The organism is Alcaligenes nematophilus (genome assembly GCF_026344155.1).
GTDB lineage: Bacteria > Pseudomonadota > Gammaproteobacteria > Burkholderiales > Burkholderiaceae_B > Alcaligenes > Alcaligenes phenolicus.
Window position 1 is genome coordinate 791,904 of the sequence record NZ_JAPKMZ010000001.1, and the last position, 16,911, is coordinate 808,814.

15 protein-coding genes are annotated in these 16,911 nt (G+C 55.8%); 2 read left to right on the forward strand and 13 right to left on the reverse strand.

Annotated features, from left to right (window positions below; translation table 11 throughout):
• Positions 1-151: 151 nt before the first annotated feature.
• Together OSH04_RS03775 and OSH04_RS03780 are read right to left on the reverse strand one after the other, a co-directional pair.
• A complete protein-coding gene (locus OSH04_RS03775) occupies positions 152-598 on the reverse strand; it encodes a MarR family winged helix-turn-helix transcriptional regulator (protein ID WP_052159446.1) in 447 nt (148 codons plus the stop codon).
• A 2-nt stretch (positions 599-600) separates the two neighbouring features.
• A complete protein-coding gene (locus OSH04_RS03780; protein WP_266107960.1) occupies positions 601-2,169 on the reverse strand; it encodes an MFS transporter in 1,569 nt (522 codons plus the stop codon).
• Positions 2,170-2,332: 163 nt separating this feature from the next.
• Between OSH04_RS03780 and OSH04_RS03785 the strand changes: the two genes are divergently transcribed.
• Positions 2,333-3,058 carry an SDR family NAD(P)-dependent oxidoreductase gene (locus OSH04_RS03785; RefSeq protein WP_266107961.1) on the forward strand — a complete coding sequence of 242 codons (726 nt, stop codon included), beginning with the start codon at positions 2,333-2,335 and terminating at the stop codon, positions 3,056-3,058.
• A gap of 125 nt (positions 3,059-3,183) precedes the next feature.
• On the opposite strand, the gene OSH04_RS03790 is transcribed toward OSH04_RS03785, so the two are convergent.
• From OSH04_RS03790 to OSH04_RS03825, 8 genes are all read right to left on the reverse strand, one after another.
• Positions 3,184-3,468 carry a DUF1330 domain-containing protein gene (locus tag OSH04_RS03790; protein ID WP_009456520.1) on the reverse strand — a complete coding sequence of 95 codons (285 nt, stop codon included), beginning with the start codon at positions 3,466-3,468 and terminating at the stop codon, positions 3,184-3,186.
• 18 nt (positions 3,469-3,486) lie between these two features.
• Positions 3,487-4,338 (reverse strand): 3-deoxy-8-phosphooctulonate synthase, encoded by an 852-nt coding sequence (gene kdsA, locus OSH04_RS03795; RefSeq protein ID WP_009456521.1) that lies wholly within the window; start codon positions 4,336-4,338, stop codon positions 3,487-3,489.
• A 76-nt stretch (positions 4,339-4,414) separates the two neighbouring features.
• Positions 4,415-4,795 carry a VOC family protein gene (locus OSH04_RS03800; protein WP_266107962.1) on the reverse strand — a complete coding sequence of 127 codons (381 nt, stop codon included), beginning with the start codon at positions 4,793-4,795 and terminating at the stop codon, positions 4,415-4,417.
• An 88-nt stretch (positions 4,796-4,883) separates the two neighbouring features.
• Positions 4,884-6,530 carry a CTP synthase gene (locus tag OSH04_RS03805; protein ID WP_009456525.1) on the reverse strand — a complete coding sequence of 549 codons (1,647 nt, stop codon included), beginning with the start codon at positions 6,528-6,530 and terminating at the stop codon, positions 4,884-4,886.
• A 148-nt stretch (positions 6,531-6,678) separates the two neighbouring features.
• Entirely contained in the window at positions 6,679-8,457 is a 1,779-nt protein-coding gene (locus tag OSH04_RS03810) for an aminopeptidase P family protein (protein WP_266107963.1), read from the reverse strand.
• A gap of 93 nt (positions 8,458-8,550) precedes the next feature.
• A complete protein-coding gene (locus OSH04_RS03815) occupies positions 8,551-9,204 on the reverse strand; it encodes a CoA transferase subunit B (RefSeq protein ID WP_009456529.1) in 654 nt (217 codons plus the stop codon).
• A gap of 19 nt (positions 9,205-9,223) precedes the next feature.
• On the reverse strand, positions 9,224-9,922 hold the full coding sequence (locus tag OSH04_RS03820; RefSeq protein ID WP_009456533.1) for a CoA transferase subunit A: 699 nt from the start codon (positions 9,920-9,922) through the stop codon (positions 9,224-9,226).
• A gap of 122 nt (positions 9,923-10,044) precedes the next feature.
• A complete protein-coding gene (locus OSH04_RS03825) occupies positions 10,045-10,467 on the reverse strand; it encodes an acyl-CoA thioesterase (RefSeq protein ID WP_009456536.1) in 423 nt (140 codons plus the stop codon).
• 182 nt (positions 10,468-10,649) lie between these two features.
• Between OSH04_RS03825 and OSH04_RS03830 the strand changes: the two genes are divergently transcribed.
• Positions 10,650-12,296: an electron transfer flavoprotein-ubiquinone oxidoreductase gene (locus OSH04_RS03830; protein ID WP_266107964.1), complete on the forward strand. Its 1,647-nt coding sequence runs from the start codon at positions 10,650-10,652 to the stop codon at positions 12,294-12,296.
• 84 nt (positions 12,297-12,380) lie between these two features.
• Here the strand turns inward: OSH04_RS03830 and OSH04_RS03835 are convergent, their stop codons facing one another.
• From OSH04_RS03835 to OSH04_RS03845, 3 genes are all read right to left on the reverse strand, one after another.
• The gene (locus OSH04_RS03835) at positions 12,381-13,268 is read right to left on the reverse strand and encodes a DMT family transporter (RefSeq protein ID WP_239054489.1); all 888 of its coding nucleotides are present in this window, start codon (positions 13,266-13,268) and stop codon (positions 12,381-12,383) included.
• Positions 13,269-13,432: 164 nt separating this feature from the next.
• Positions 13,433-15,418 carry an acetate--CoA ligase gene (acs, locus tag OSH04_RS03840; protein WP_026483085.1) on the reverse strand — a complete coding sequence of 662 codons (1,986 nt, stop codon included), beginning with the start codon at positions 15,416-15,418 and terminating at the stop codon, positions 13,433-13,435.
• 97 nt (positions 15,419-15,515) lie between these two features.
• Positions 15,516-16,820: an MFS transporter gene (locus tag OSH04_RS03845; protein WP_026483086.1), complete on the reverse strand. Its 1,305-nt coding sequence runs from the start codon at positions 16,818-16,820 to the stop codon at positions 15,516-15,518.
• Positions 16,821-16,911: the final 91 nt, after the last annotated feature.

Sequence of the window (16,911 nt, forward strand, 5' to 3'; positions counted from 1 at the left end):
ACAGCCGTGCCATGTCTGGTCCCGAAAGCTGGAAAAAAGCCTGGATTCAAGACCCTGCCTTCATCCTGATCGAAACCGGCACGTGTTTATTATCACCAGAAATTCCGAGACTAGGCGGCGTCTCTGTAAATACAAAAAGTACCGATACGTCTCAAAGTAAATCTTTGTCGGCCGCTTTCAACAAGGCGCTTTCCCAGTTGCCCAGCAAGGTGATCAACTGATTCAGATCCTGATCAGAGAAGTCTTGCAGCATGGCTTCCACCAGACGACGACGCCGGGGCAAGGTGGCTTCCACCAGCTCGCGGCCAGCGGGGCTTAGACGCACATTGGTCAGCCGGTTGTCCTGCTCATCCGTGAAACGCTCGACCAGCCCCAGGGACTCGATGCTTTTAAGCTGCCGTGTCACCGCAGCCGGATCAATGCGCAGCAGACGCACCAACTGCTTTTGAGACAAGCTGCCCTCTTCCTGGTACAGGGAAATCAGGATACGCCAGCGTGGCAAGGGCATCCCCAACTGCTGGTCAAATGCCGCCATCAGGCTGCGATACGTGCGCCCCAGCTGCTGAGCCGCTTGAAGTTGCGGAAATTCATTCATCATGTTCAAGACTGTTCTTGACGATTAAATCGTATCGGTGGCACTTTGCGTACCCAATAAAAACACCAGACTATCAGCAGCAAGGTCACGGCCATCCCCATATTGACGGCATGTGCCAGGGCGTCGCGGGCCAAGCCCAGATACACCTGCCCTTCCTGCCCGGCCTGCTCCAGAAACCGCGTCTGCTGACTCACACTCATCAGAACTTGCGGATCTTGCAGGGAGTTGACCAAGCTTGTGGGCAAAGCCTCCAATTGCGTGCGGATGGCCTCCCCATACTGATAATTGATCAGGGTTCCGACCACAGCAGTACCCAACATGCCACCCACCATGCGCATGGACTGTAGCATGGCCGTGGCAATGCCCAGCATGGAGCGTTCCACAATTTCCTGCGCAAATACCGTCAGATTGGGCATGATGCAACCGACCCCGGTGCCAGCAATAGTGGCATAGATCACAAAATGCCAGTGCGGATCGGTTTTCTTGATGAACACCATACCCAGGCAGGCGATCGTCAACAACACCAGGCCCAGATACAGCATCAAGGTAGGACGACGCAGGCGTGTAATCGTACGGCCATTAATGATACTGCCCACCGTAATGAACACGACCAAGGGTGTGATCAACAAACCGGCGGTTTGTGGTCGCAGCCCATACCCCCCTTGCAACAACAAGGGCGCATAGAACAAGAGACCAAACAGAATAAAGCCCAAGCCCGCAGACAGAACCAGCAAAGAGAATTGGGCTGGGCTACTGAACAAGACCAGGGGCAGCAAAGGTTCTGCCACCCGTCGCTCCCAGGTCACCAGCAGAACAAAAGCGGCCACACTGCACAGGCCAAGCAAAACCATCAAATAGCTGCCCCCATATTGCGGCAGCAACTCTACCAGCAACTGGATACAGGCCAAACCGACCATCAACAAGAAAGCACCCAAGTAATCCATGCGGACCTGGGTTTGACGAAAATGACGGATCTGCGGCAAATAGCGATAGACAAAATACAGGCTTAACAAACCCACGGGCAGATTCACATAAAACACGGAGCGCCAGCCATAGTGCTCGGTCAGAATTCCGCCCAGAAAGGGCCCTATCCCGTTCGCAATCCCAAAGGAAGCGCTCAGCATGACTTGCCAGCGCAAACGCACACGGGGGTCAGGAAACAGATCAGGCACACAGGCAAATGCGGTCCCCACCAGCATGCCCCCCGCAATCCCTTGCAAGGCACGTGCCAGTACCAGCTGCAACATGCTTTGCGCCATGCCGCAGAGCACGGAAGCCAGGGTAAACAAAACGATGGACACCAGCACAAAGCGGCGGCGCCCATAAAAATCTCCCAGACGGCCAAAAATAGGCACGGTAATCACTGAAGTCAGCAAATACGCCGTTGCCACCCAGGCATACAGTTCAAAACCATGCAGCTCGGAGACAATGGTGGGCAAGGCTGTCCCGACCACAGTCTGATCAATTGCCACCAACATCACCACAAAGCACAGCCCCATCATCGCCAGTATGGACTCTGTGACTGACAAGACCCGCCCCGGCGTCTTTTGTGCTGTTTCCGATACGTTTACCATTTCCATTGACCATGCAATTATTGCCTAGTCAACAATTTTACGAGAGTGATAAAAACCTGACAAGCGCTGCCTGAATCAACCCTTATCCCGGCATCCCGGTACACAATAGCGACCATCCGGAAAGCACCGCTTTCCAAGCACATCCTCCCCACAGGAAAACAGTATGAATATCATGATTGTCGGTGCCAGCATGGGGCTGGGACGCGCCTTGATGGACGGCCTGGCCCAAGACGGCAACACGCTTTATGGCGTGGCTCGCCGGACACCCGCACCATCGGCCAGCCCGCTCAGTCCCGATCCCGGCATCAATCAACACTGGATCAGTGCCGACTTGTCCCAGCCTGACGCCGCCAGCCAATTAGCAGCCGCCTGCCCGCAATCACTGGACGTGCTGATTTATAACCTTGGGATTTGGGAAGACACTGCCTTCAGTGAGGATTACGATTTTCTGTCGCAAAACGATCAGGCTATCCGTCGTCTGGTCGATGTGAATCTGACTGGAGCCTTATTGGCCATACGTCATCTGCTGCCTCATTTACTGCGCAGCAAAAAGCCCCGCCTGATTCTGACTGGCTCCACCTCGGGTCTGCGTCAAAGCGGTCGCCCAGAAGTTGCCTTCGGAGCGACAAAATTTGCCTTGAATGGTTTGGCAGACAGTCTGCGTGAAGGCTATAGAGATCAAGGCCTGGCCGTCACTTGCCTGCAACTGGGCTACCTGAATACGGAAGACGGCCTGGATGTGCCACTGCACGCCGCCGCAGAGCGTGACCAGGGCGAGACGATTCCAGTGCATGACGTGCTCACGATTGTGCGTAGCCTGCTGCAACTGTCTCCCGCCAGCTTTATACGCGAGCTGACCCTACCAGCCCTGCGTGATCCGCGTTTCTAAACAGCCACACAACTCCTTCCTGCCATCGTGCTCAAGAAGGTCGGACTGTGTCCCTGCAAGCATCAAAAAAGGGAGTGTTCTCACACTCCCTTTTTCCTGCCTGACTACATGGCGTAGTCCGCTTCTTACAGACCCTGCACCACGTACATCGTCATGTTGGCAGCACCCTCACGTGCTTGACGAGCACGGCGGTATTCCTCGGAATCGTGGAACGCCTGGGCCTGTTCCAGTGTGTCGAACTCCATAACCACGGTACGCAAAGGCGCATTGCCTTCCAGAGTGACCGTTTCACCGCCACGTACCAACACTTTCACGTTGTGGGTTTTCATGGCAATGCTGGAAAACTCCTGGTACTGCTTGTACTGCTCGGGGTTGGTTACTTCGACATTAGCAATCAAAAATGCGGACATAGTGTCTCCAAACTACTTTTAATAGCCGTGCTGTAAGGCACCGCTGTTTTTAACAATCGAATCGATCTGCTGCAATGTCCGCAGCAAGTCTGCCATCTGCGACAGAGGGACAGCATTCGGGCCGTCAGACAAGGCCTTGTCCGGGTTAGGGTGAGTTTCCATGAACACGCCCGACACACCCGCTGCGACAGCAGCACGCGCCAGGACGGGCACAAACTCACGCTGCCCCCCCGATGTCGTGCCCTGCCCGCCCGGCAACTGTACCGAGTGCGTGGCATCAAACACGACCGGGCAATCCGTGGCGCGCATGATCGCCAGGGACCGCATATCGGACACCAGGTTGTTGTAGCCAAAGGAAGCACCACGCTCACAGACCATGATGGTGGAGCCATCTCCGCCCATTTCCATCGCTGCCGCACGTGCTTTTGCCACCACCTGCACCATATCCTGAGGAGCCAGGAACTGGCCCTTCTTGATATTCACAGGTTTCAGGGTAGCAGCGCAGGCCTGAATAAAGTCGGTCTGACGGCACAGGAAAGCCGGGGTTTGCAGCACATCCACGACGGCCGCCACATCATCGACCTGGTCCTTGTCGTGCACATCGGTCAGGACCGGCACTTTGTAGTGCGAGCGCACATCCGCCAGAATCTGCAGACCTTCGGCCATGCCGGGGCCACGATAAGACTTGTCCGAACTCCGGTTGGCCTTGTCAAACGAGCTTTTGTAGATAAAGGGGATACCCAGAGCCGAAGTAATCTCGGCAAGCTGGCCCGCTGTATCAAACGCCATTTGACGCGATTCAATCACACAAGGGCCAGCGATCAGAAAAAAGGGCCGATCCAGGCCAACGTCGTAACCGCATAAATCCATAATAGACCTCGTTTCAGTATTTCTGCATTCTCCCACATTCCTGACGGCGCTGCTGCACCGCAGTGCAGCAAGCCTGTCAGCCCAATCGTTCGGAGATTTCGATCAGGTTCAAGTCCGGGTCGCGCACATAGACTGAGCGAATCGGGCCGGTAGCTCCTGTACGCTGCACCGGCCCTTCAATAATGGGCCAAGCTTGTGACTGCAGATGCGCGATCACCTGCTCCAGCGGAATGCTGGCAATAAAGCACAGGTCCAGCGCCCCCGGCACCGGCAAATGCGCCTTGGGCTCGAACTCCTGCCCACGCACATGCAAATTGATCTTTTGCGAGCCAAAGCAGAAGGCAATGCGTCCTTGCCCAAAGACTTCCTGCTTCATGCCCAACACTTGTGTATAGAAATGGGTCGTGGCTTGCGGGTCGGTACAGGTCAGCACCAAATGATCCAGCTGTTCGATCATGATTACTCCCAGGAAAGCGGGCAACACACTCTGTCGCCCCGAATGAAAAAGCCCGCGTAGCGCGGGCCTTTTCAGTCATACCAAATTATCAGGCTGATTTTTTCTGGTGGTCCAGAGCAGCTTTGATATAGCTGGTAAACAGCGGATGGCCATCACGCGGAGTGGAAGTGAATTCCGGATGGAATTGCACGCCCATGAACCAGGGATGATCAGGCAGTTCCATGATTTCCGGCAGGTTCTCGGTAGGAGTACGAGCGGAAATCACCATGCCCACTTCTTCCAGACGTGGCACATACAAGGTATTCACTTCGAAACGGTGGCGGTGACGTTCATTTACTTCCGGACCGTAAATGGCTTCAGCACGCGAACCTGGCTTCACTGGGCAACGCTGTGCGCCCTTGCGCATGGTGCCGCCCAAATCGGAGGAACCATCACGGTGCTCAATCTTGCCTTCGCGGTCTGCCCATTCGGTAATCAAGGCCACAACCGGGTGCACGGCCGATGGATCGAATTCAGTCGAGTTCGCGCCCACCAGATTGCCCACATTACGAGCAAATTCAACCACCGCCAATTGCATGCCCAGGCAGATACCCAGGAATGGCACGCCGTTTTCACGAGCGTATTGAATGGCGCGAATCTTGCCTTCGGTACCGCGTTTGCCAAAGCCGCCTGGCACCAGAATGGCGTCCAGACCTTTCAGGCAATCGGTGCCTTCGTTCTCGATGACTTCGGAATCCAGGTACTCGATATTGATACGGGTACGGGTGTGAATACCGGCGTGAACCAGTGCTTCGCTGAGCGACTTGTAGGATTCGGTCAGGTCTACGTACTTGCCGACCATACCGATACGCACTTCGTGCTCCGGATTTTCCAGGGCCTGCACCAGACGATCCCACATGGACAGATCAGCCGGTGGAGGCGACAGCGCCAGTGCATCGCACACCAGGCTGTCCAGACCTTGCTTGTGCAGCATGGCTGGAATCTTGTAGATGGAATCCGCATCCCACACCGAAATCACGGCGTCCATGGGCACGTTGGAGAACAGCGAAATCTTGGCCAGTTCGTCGTCAGGAATGACGCGATCCGCACGGCACAGCAAAGCGTGTGGGTGAATACCGATTTCACGCAGCTTTTGCACCGAGTGCTGGGTAGGTTTGGTTTTCAGCTCGCCTGCCGATGCAATGAAAGGCACCAGCGTCAGGTGAACAAAAGCGGTGTTGTTGCGGCCCAGACGCAGATTCATCTGGCGGGCAGCTTCCAGGAAAGGTTGGGATTCGATATCACCCACTGTGCCGCCGATCTCGACGATGGCAACATCGGCCTCACCATTGTAGGCAGCCTTGGCGCCACGAATGATGAAATCCTGGATTTCGTTGGTGATGTGCGGGATAACCTGCACGGTCTTGCCCAGATAGTCCCCGCGACGCTCTTTGCGCAGCACGGATTCGTAAATCTGGCCCGTGGTGAAGTTGTTGACCTTGCGCATGCGAGCGGAAATAAAGCGCTCGTAGTGGCCCAGGTCCAGGTCGGTTTCCGCACCATCCTCAGTAACAAACACTTCACCGTGCTGGAATGGGCTCATGGTGCCCGGATCTACGTTGATGTAGGGATCCAGCTTGAGCATAGTCACGCGCAAACCGCGGGACTCCAGGATGGCAGCCAGGGATGCAGCCGCAATACCTTTGCCCAGGGAGGACACAACGCCTCCCGTTACGAATACATATTTGGTGGTCATTATAAAAGGCGCCTGAGGTCAAATCAGGCGATAGCGGGAAATTTGGATTATAACGGCAAGCGCCCATGCTTGGCGACCCGACTAGTGGCATTTCACAGCGGAAATACCACTAGCCCTTACAGCTATTGACAAGAGCAGAGGGTGGCGATCAGACCGCCTGCGTCCTTTGCTCAAGCCACTTGCGTGCATCCCCCTGAACACGAGGCAAGAGACGTTCACGCACTTGCTGATGATATTCATTGAGCCAGTTACGCTCGGCAGCCGTCAGTAGTGCGGCATCTATACAACGCGTATCAATGGGGCACAGGGTCAGGGTTTCAAAACGCAGGAACTGCCCGTACTCGCTGCGCAGGGCCGGAACCGCCGCCACCAGATTCTCGATGCGAATGCCCCATTGGCCGGGACGATACAAGCCAGGCTCGTTGGAGGTAATCATGCCGGCACGCATGGCGGAATGAGGTCCGATACGACCGCGCCAGGAAATGGACTGCGGGCCTTCATGCACATTCATGAAGTAACCCACGCCATGGCCAGTGCCATGACCGAAGTCCAGGCCCTGCTCCCACAAAGGCTGACGGGCCAGTACATCAATTTGCTGACCGGCAATGCCTTCCGGGAACACCAGCATGGACAAGGACACCATGCCTTTGAGCACCAGCGTGAAGTCACGAATCTGCTCGGCAGATACCTGACCTACCGGCACGACACGGGTAATGTCGGTCGTCCCACCCTGATACTGCCCACCTGAGTCGATAAGCAACAGGCCATTACCCTCAATACGGGCATGGGACTGCTGGGTAGCCTGATAGTGCGGCATGGCACCATTGGCGTTATAGGCGGCAATCGTACCAAAGCTGGGGCTGACAAAACCTTCCTGACGAGCACGCGCCGCGCAGATATGTTCGTCCACATCCAGCTCATTGACATCGCTTTGCTGTTCAAACCAGGCAAAGAACTCGCACAAGGCAGCGCCGTCTTTTTCCATGGTTTCACGCACATGATCCAGCTCGGCATCGGTCTTGCAGGACTTGAGCAATTGAGCCGGGTTGATGTATTCGACCACATTCAGATGCGCAGCCAGTTGGGCGGCCCAGGCCGTGGTCCGAGCCATATCCAGCAAGATGGGCATGGAGGCAGGCAAGGCGCGCATGAAGGAGGACAGTTCGGTATAGCCTTGAACTTGCACGCCATCCGCAACCAGCGCCTCCTGTATGCCTGCTGACAGCTTGTTGCTATCCACAAACAGAAACGCCTGATCCGGGCCTATCAGCAGGTACGACAGGAACACCGGGTTATAGGACACATCGCTGCCGCGTAAATTCAAGGTCCAGGCAATATCATCGAGCGCACTCAGCAAATGCCAATGTGCCCCCTGCTCCTGCATGGCCGCCCGCGTGCTGTTCAAGTTTTCCTGACGAGTGCGGCAGGCAAACGGGGGTAAATGCTCCACCACCTGACCAACAGGTGCAGCAGGTCGCTCCGTCCAGATCGGGCTGAGCAAGTCGGCCTCCAGCACCCACTCCAGCTCCGGCGTAGCCTTTTGCCAGGCCAGCAGACTTTGTGCCGACACCGACTGGCTATCCAGCGCGACTCGCGACTGGGCAGGTAAATGTTCCGCCAGCCAGTTGGCGGGCTCGGGCACACCCGCCTCCCCTGCGCGCTGCAATTGAATGCCGCTGCCTTCCAGTTCCTTGGCCGCCTGTTCCCAATAACGGCTATCGGTCCACAGACCGGCCCAATCCGCTGTCACCACCAGCAAGCCCGCCGAGCCAACAAAGCCACTGAGCCACTGACGGCTTTTCCAGCGATCGGGCAGGTATTCAGACAGATGGGGGTCAGATGTAGGCCAGATACTTGCCTGCACGGACTGAAATTGCATTTGTTCGCGCAGCGCCTGCAAGCGTGCGGCAACGGGGGGATGGGCCATGCCAACTTCCTTTACATAAACAGCGTTCACGCACCGATCAAGCATAAAAAAAGCTCCGACTCGCGCCGAAGCTTTTTTAGCCAGAGAGACCGATCAGGCCAAAGCACTGACGTCCAGCGGGACGCCTGTCTTGGACTGAATGTACTCAAGGCTGACTTCTGGTGCCAACTCAAGCAACTTTAAACCATTTTCCGTCACTTCCATCACCCCCAGATCGGTAATGATGAGGTCAACTACCCCCACGCCAGTCAGGGGCAAGGTGCAAGAAGGCAGAATTTTCAGGTCTTCTGTGCCGTCTTTCTTGGTGGCCACGTGTTCCATCAGAACCACGACACGGCCAACGCCAGCGACCAGGTCCATGGCACCACCCATGCCCTTGATCATCTTGCCGGGAATCATCCAGTTGGCCAGATCACCCTTTTCCGACACCTGCATGGCACCCAGAATCGCGATATTGATCTTGCCGCCACGAATCATGGCAAACGAGTCTGCCGAGGAAAAGATGGACGAACCGGGCAAGGTGGTGATGGTTTGCTTGCCGGCGTTGATCAGGTCAGCGTCAATCTTGTCCTCAGTCGGAAAGGGGCCGATACCCAGCAAACCGTTTTCCGACTGCAGCCAGACCTCAATGCCTTCGGGCACGTGGTTGGCAACCAGCGTAGGCAAACCGATACCCAGGTTGACGTAAAAGCCGTCCTGAAGCTCCAGAGCGGCGCGTGCCGCCATTTGATCTCTATTCCAAGCCATTATTATCTTGCCTCGCTAATCAGGAAGAACGAACGGTACGCTGTTCAATGCGCTTTTCGGGCTGGGCATTGAGCACGATACGGTGCACGTAAATGCCGGGCAAATGCACATCATCCGGGTCCAGGCTGCCGGTCTCGACAATTTCCTCGACCTCGACAATGGTGATTTTTCCAGCCATGGCCACGTTCGGGTTGAAGTTGCGCGCGGTCTTGCGAAACACCAGGTTGCCGCTGCGGTCGGCCTTGTAAGCTTTAACCAGCGATACATCGGGCACCAGGGCCTCTTCCATCACGTATTGCTGACCATTGAACTCGCGGATTTCCTTACCGTCAGCCACGATAGTGCCCACACCCGTTGCGGTAAAGAACGCAGGGATGCCTGCGCCACCGGCACGCAGCTTTTCAGCCAGTGTGCCCTGAGGAGTGAACTCCAGTTCCAGCTCGCCCGCCAGATACTGGCGCTCGAACTCCTTGTTTTCGCCCACATAGGAGGAAATCATCTTGCGGATCTGGCGTGTTTCCAGCAACTGACCCAGACCAAAGCCATCCACCCCGGCATTATTGCTAATGCAGGTCAGGTTTTTGACTCCGCTATCGCGCAGCGCAGCAATCAGCGCTTCGGGAATTCCGCACAGGCCGAATCCACCTACCGCGACTGTCTGTCCGTCGGCAACGACCCCCTGCAACGCCTCCTTGGCGCTTGGATAGACTTTATTCAATTGACTCTCCAATAACTCTTTAATTGGCCTAAACAGCAAACTTTGTCCAATAATGCCGCTATGCACCATACAGTGCTATCAGGCATTCTACGACTTGACTATGCTTTCCGTATACGTAAAGCTTAACCCTGAAAAACCGAGTGTATCTGTTTACGCTCATCTTCGGTCCAAGGTTGTGAGCCGCCTTGGGGGTTAATGGACACTAGCACACAGCGGCCACGTGCATAAATGACATCAGCTTGATTTGCGTCACATACAAAGACTTCCAACTCAATGCTGCTGCCACCGACTTTCAGCAATTTGTGCACAATCCGCACAGTGGCCGGATACAGGACCGAACGCAGGAAATCCAGGCTGGCGTGCGCCAGCACCCCGGTACGTGGAGAAGGTGGCACCATGCCCAGCTTCATCATTAACTGGACCCGGGCTTCCTCGATGTAGCGAAAGTAGACCGTATTGTTAACATGATTCATGGCATCCAGATCGCCCCAGCGCACGGCAATATCAAAAGTGGCTCCTGCACCAGAATCTACTACTTGTGTCATTACATGCTCTCCTTACTGATATTTACTGATGAAGCCGGAAGCCAAGGGGCACTGCCTCTGGCCTCTGAACTCAAAACGGGATTGCTCAGACTACAATACAATCGACCGTACGCACAGTACACGAATTTCACCCGCCAACAATCAAGAACAAAGCGCTAAGCCGTAATAGGAGATCAGCAGCAATGTCTGAACGTGAATCGATGGAATATGACGTTATTATCGTCGGCGCTGGCCCTGCAGGCCTGGCCACCGCGATACGTCTTAAACAGCTCGCCCAAGAAAAAGAACAAAAAATCAGCGTCTGTGTCCTGGAAAAAGGCGCTGAAGTGGGTGCCCATATCCTGTCAGGCGCAGTCATGGACACGCGCGCCCTGGACGAGCTGCTGCCAGACTGGAAAGCGCAAGGCGCTCCTATTTCGGTAGAGGTGACTGAAGACAAATTCCTTTTCCTGACCGAAAAAGGCGCACGCAGCACCCCGATGTGGTTGCTGCCTGACTGTTTTAAAAACCATGGCAATTACATTGTTCGCCTGGGCAATGTCGTGCAATGGATGGGTGAACAGGCCGAGGCCCTGGGCGTGGATATTTTCCCCGGCTTTGCCGCTGCCCACATTCTGTATGACGACAACGGCGCGGTCCGTGGCGTCCTGACGGGCGATATGGGTGTGGCCCGTGACGGCACGCACACCGCCCACTATCAACCCGGCATGGAACTGCTGGCGTCCTACACCATTTTTGCCGAAGGTTCGCGTGGCCACCTGGGCCGTGAGCTGACCGAACGTTTCAAGCTGGACGAGTCCCGCAATGCCCAAAGCTACGGCATTGGCATTAAAGAATTGTGGGAAGTAGACCCCTCCCAATCGCAGCCCGGCCTGGTGATCCACACCGCTGGCTGGCCACTGGATTCGGACACCTACGGCGGCTCTTTCCTGTACCACCTGGATAACAATCTGGTCATGGTCGGGATGGTAGTCGGTCTGGATTACGCCAACCCCTGGCTGTCTCCCTTTGAAGAATTTCAGCGCTACAAAACCCACCCTGCCCTGCGCGCCACGTTTGAAGGCGGCAAGCGCATTGCTTACGGGGCTCGCTCCCTGACCGCCGGTGGTTTGCTGGCATTACCCAAGCTCAGCTTCCCCGGTGGTGCTTTGGTCGGTTGTGATGCCGGTTTCCTGAATGCTTCACGCATCAAAGGTAGCCACGCTGCGATCAAATCCGGCTCCCTGGCCGCTGAAGCCGCTTTTGAAGCCTTGCAAGCCGGACGCAAGCAAGACGAGCTGTCACAATTTGCCGAGAAGTTCAAACAGTCCTGGCTGCATGAGGAGCTGAACAAGGCCCGCAACTTCAAGCAATGGTTCAAGAAAGGCCGCTCGATTGCGTCCGTCATGACCTTTGTGGAGCAAGGCCTGTTCAAAGGAAAAATGCCTTGGACACTGCGCAACAACAAGCCTGACCACGCCTGTTTGCAGCCTGCAGCCGAATGCGCGCGTATCGACTACCCCAAGCCAGATGGCAAGATCACCTTCGATCGTCTCAGCTCCGTGTTTATTTCAAACACCAACCACGAAGAAGACGAACCTGTCCACCTGACGCTGAAAGATCCGTCCGTTCCTGTGGCGGTGAACCTGGCTCGCTACGGTGGCCCCGAAGCCCGTTTCTGTCCGGCTGGCGTATACGAGTTCATCAAGACTGAAACCGGCGACGACAAGCTGCAGATCAATGCACAGAACTGCGTGCACTGCAAAACCTGTGACATCAAGGACCCCACCCAGAATATCGTCTGGGTTCCCCCGCAAGGCGGCGAAGGTCCGGTGTACAACGGCATGTAAAAACAACTCTGGCCTTGGTGTCACCGCCAAGGCCAGAAGTATTAATGTCGAAAAAGCCACCCCTCAGGGTGGCTTTTTTTTGCTCTATGACTTGCGAGATCGGCTGGGCCAGTTCACTACGAACAGCCCCAATAGAATCAGGCCTGTCCCCATTAACTCCAGTTGAGTTGGCCATTCGTCCAACAACAGCCAGGCCAGCAAAACAGTCAGTGCAGGCACGCCCAGACTGGACATCCCCGCCAAGGTCGCGCTGACACGACTGACTACCGCCATCCACAGCAGCCAACCTACCCCAGTTGCAATCACGCCCAGGTACAGAACGCCACTGAACATCTGCCATTCCATCACGATAGGACGCTGGGGAATCAGGAAGCTCAAGGGAAGAACAATCACAATCCCCAGAAGACACTGCCAGACAGTGGCATTGAGCAGCTCCACTCGATGGCGCTCAAATAGCTGTTTGGAGAACACCGCCCCCAAGGCCCAGCTCACGCCACTCAATGTCGCCAGAACCGAACCAAGTATGCCGCCCATTCCTTCCCAGGGCGCAATCAGAAGCATCAAGCCCAAAATCGCGGGCACCATACCCATTACGTGACGTTTCTGAGGTCGTTGCCCCAACATGGGCCAGGACAACAGCAGAATCCAGATTGGCATGGTGTAGGCCAGGGCCACCATCTTGCCTGCCCCACCGGCTTGCAAGGAAAACTGGCTAAGCAGTTGAAAGCCGGTAGTCTGGAAAATGGCAACACCCAGGCTCAGCTTCCATGGCGTAGGCCGTAAATGCCCGCCTTTAAGACGCAGCACCAGCCATAAAAAAACAAATGCCACCGCATAGCGTGCTGCAATCAGATCCACTGGCCCGATGTAGACGGTCATCGCCTTCATCACGACCCAGCTCATGCCCCAGGTCAGTACCACCAAGCCCATCAGCGCCAAAGCGCCCCTGTCTGCCTGCTGTTCCCCGCTCAAACCTTTCCCCTTTTCTTTGAATTCATGGACCGATGTTTTGGCCACGGACTCAATGCTAGGCTAATTCCACACTGCGCAGGTTTTCAGTAACAAAATAATCAGGAGAAATAAAAAAACCCTGGCTCTGCAAAGAAACCAGGGTCAAACAGGAACTACCAAAAAAATTAGTGTGCTTCGGACAACTGATCCAGAATGGCCGGATTCTCCAGCGTGGATACGTCTTGGGTGATCGGCTCGTTATTGGCAACAAAGCGCAGCAAACGACGCATGATCTTGCCCGAACGTGTCTTGGGCAGGTTTTCACCAAAGCGGATCTCACGAGGCTTGGCGATAGGACCGATTTCCTTGCCTACCCAATTGCGCAGCTCAGTGGCAACCTTGTCGGCCTCTTCGCCGGAAGGCAGATCGCCATTCAGCACCACAAAGGCCACAATGGCTTCACCTGTCGTTGGGTCAGGCTTGCCCACAACAGCGGCTTCAGCGACCAGCGGGTGTGCCACCAGAGCAGACTCCACTTCCATCGTGCCCAAGCGGTGACCCGAAACGTTCAGCACGTCGTCGATACGGCCCATGACCCAGAAGTAACCGTCAGTATCACGCTGTGCGCCGTCACCGGCCAGGTAATAGCCTTTCAGCTCGGGTGGGAAGTAGCTTTTCACGAAACGGTCTGGATCGCCCCAGATGGTGCGGATCATATTGGGCCAAGGCTTGCGAATGACCAGGAAACCGCCATTGCCGCGTTCCGCTTCTTCACCCACCTCGTCCACAATGGCAACGTCCATGCCGGGGAACGGCAGGCCGCAGGAACCGGGTTTCAGAGGAGTGGCACCAGGCAAGGGAGTAATGACGTGACCGCCGGTCTCCGTTTGCCACCAGGTATCCACAATGGGGCAACGCTCGCGGCCCACATTCTTGAAATACCACATCCAGGCTTCGGGGTTGATGGGTTCACCCACCGAACCGATGATGCGCAGGGTGTCCAGATTGTATTGCTTGGGGTGAATGGCCTCGTCCGCTTCGGCTGCCTTGGTCAAGGAGCGAATAGCGGTGGGTGCGGTGTAGAACACCGTCACGCCGTGGCGTTCAATCATGTTCCAGAAACGGCCGGCATCCGGGTAGGTAGGCACGCCTTCAAACACAACCTGCGTCACGCCGGCAGCCAGAGGGCCGTAAGTAATGAAGGTGTGGCCTGTTACCCAACCGATATCGGCGGTACACCAGAACACATCGCTGTCCTTGGCATCAAAGGTCCACTGCACGCTCAGCATGGCACCCAGCAGATAACCTGCCGAGGAGTGCTGCACGCCTTTAGGCTTGCCCGTAGAGCCGGAGGTGTACAGAACAAACAGAGGGTGCTCTGCATTCACGGACACGGCTGGGCACTCGCTACCTTGACCTTTGACAGCATCTTCCCACCACAGATCGCGACCTTCATGCCAGGCAACGGGACCGCCCGTGCGCTTGTACACAATGACGTGACGCACGGCTTCGCAGTCACCGCCGCTCAGGGCTTCGTCAACTGCATTTTTCAGGGGGATGGCACGGCCACCACGACGCTGTTCGTCAGCGGTAATGACCAAGGAGGCACCCACGTCCACGGCACGTTCGTGCAGGCTCTTGGCCGAGAAACCACCAAACACGACGGAGTGAGTAATACCCAAACGGGCACATGCTTGCATGGCCACAATGGCCTGCACCGACATGGGCATGTAGATCAGGGCACGTTCGCCCGTCTTGTAACCCAGGGCTTTCAAACCATTGGCAAACTGGCAAACCTGTTCATACAGCTCGCGGAAGGTCACTTTGGTGACTTCACCACCGTCGGCTTCAAAGATCAGTGCAGTTTTGTTTTCAGTGGGGGTGCCAAGGTGCTTGTCCAGACAGTTGGCCGAGACGTTCAGCTCGCCATCATGGAACCACTTGTAAAACGGGGGCTTGCTGTCGTCCAGAACCTGGGTAAAAGGCTTGGTCCAGACCAGACGATCGCGGGCCAACTCCGCCCAGAAACCGGGGTTGTCCTGCTCGGCTTTCTGGCAAAGCTCCTGGTAGGCCGCCATGCCAGCAATGCTTGCTTCGCGTTCCAGTTTGGGGAACACGGGAAAGACTCGGCTTTCCGACAGGACGGATTCAATAGACGTTGGACCGCTCATGGTGTTGGCTCCTTTATTTTCCAGATTTGGTGTTTTTTTTGGGCCACGCATGGGCAGCCCAGCTTAATTTTATATAAACGTAACGCGCCTTACTTACTCAATCCTGACAACTGAGATCGGCTTGATTCTTGGCCAAAATGCCGCGCTGAAAATTCAAACGCGACAGGATCAGCAGGCCCGCCAGAAAGAATAATCCCGTGCAGGCCAGAGCCAAGCGGTGGTTCCCGCCGCTTAGCCAAGTCACCAGACCGTAAGACAGCGGACCACATACTGCGGCCAGTTGAATGGCAAAGGTCCACAAGGCGAAAAACTCAGCCAGACGACTCTTGGGAGCCAGCAGTCCAACCATGGCTCGCCCCGCACTTTGGCTACTCCCTATGCATAGCCCGGCGACGGCTGCCGCCGCCCAGAACCCGGCCAAGGAACGCGTGCTGACAGCAATTCCCACCATGACCAGCCAGGCACACAGCGTCAGTGCCAGAGCACGTCTATGGCCGATGCGATCTTGCACATGTCCAAACAACAAAGCCCCCACAGCGGCCGCAATATTGACGGTAAAAATCAGCGTCATGGTTTGCGCCATGGTGAAACCCATGGCCTCGGTGGCGTACACCGCCGACAAAGTAATAATGACGGCAATTCCGGCTTGATAGGCAGCACCACATAACAACAAGGTGCGGAAATCGGGAAAATGCTGATGCACATCACGCGCCGATGCAATCAGGCGCGACAACATGCCCTGCTGCTCTGCCCCGCTGGGTGCACTGCGTTCGCGCAGAAACAGAAAAGAAGGCAAGGCTGACAAGGCAAACAAGGCAGCCGTAATCAGGGCGATACCGGGCACATACTCTTGGGCCGTCCATCCTTGCGATGTCGCCCAGGTCAGAAAAGCCAGGGAAAGGCCCAAGGCCAACATGCCACCAAAATAACCAAAACCCCAGCCCCAACCGGAGACACGCCCCAAGGCGTCAGGCCGGGCAATTTCCGGCAAGAAAGCGCCGATGATGGACTCGCCTATGCAATAGCAATAATTGGATAAAGCGATGAAAACCAGGGCCCAGACAATGTCATTGGGACCGGCCCAATACAGCATCACGGTTGCCGACACACAGCCTATGGTGCTGCTGAACAAAAGCCGCCTTTTGCCTTGACGTGCATCGGCTTTTGCACCTAGCCCCGGCATGGTCAACATGATGCTCAAATACGAAGCGGACAAGGCCAAGGTCCACGCCAAGGTAGCCCAGCTGCGGCCTTCGGCGACGACACCAACAAAATAGGCACTGTAAACACTGGTCAAAATGACGGTGGTGTAGCCAGAGTTTGCGAAATCATACATAGCCCAAGCCCACAACTCGCGCAGCCGTACTCCTTCGTTTAGGGCTTTCCCTAGGGCTTGTCCCATAAATCGCATCATTCAATCCCTATAAACAGTAAAACTTCGCTCTATTTCGGCTAACTTTCAACAAGTCAGCAAGAACAGCACTGGACCCATG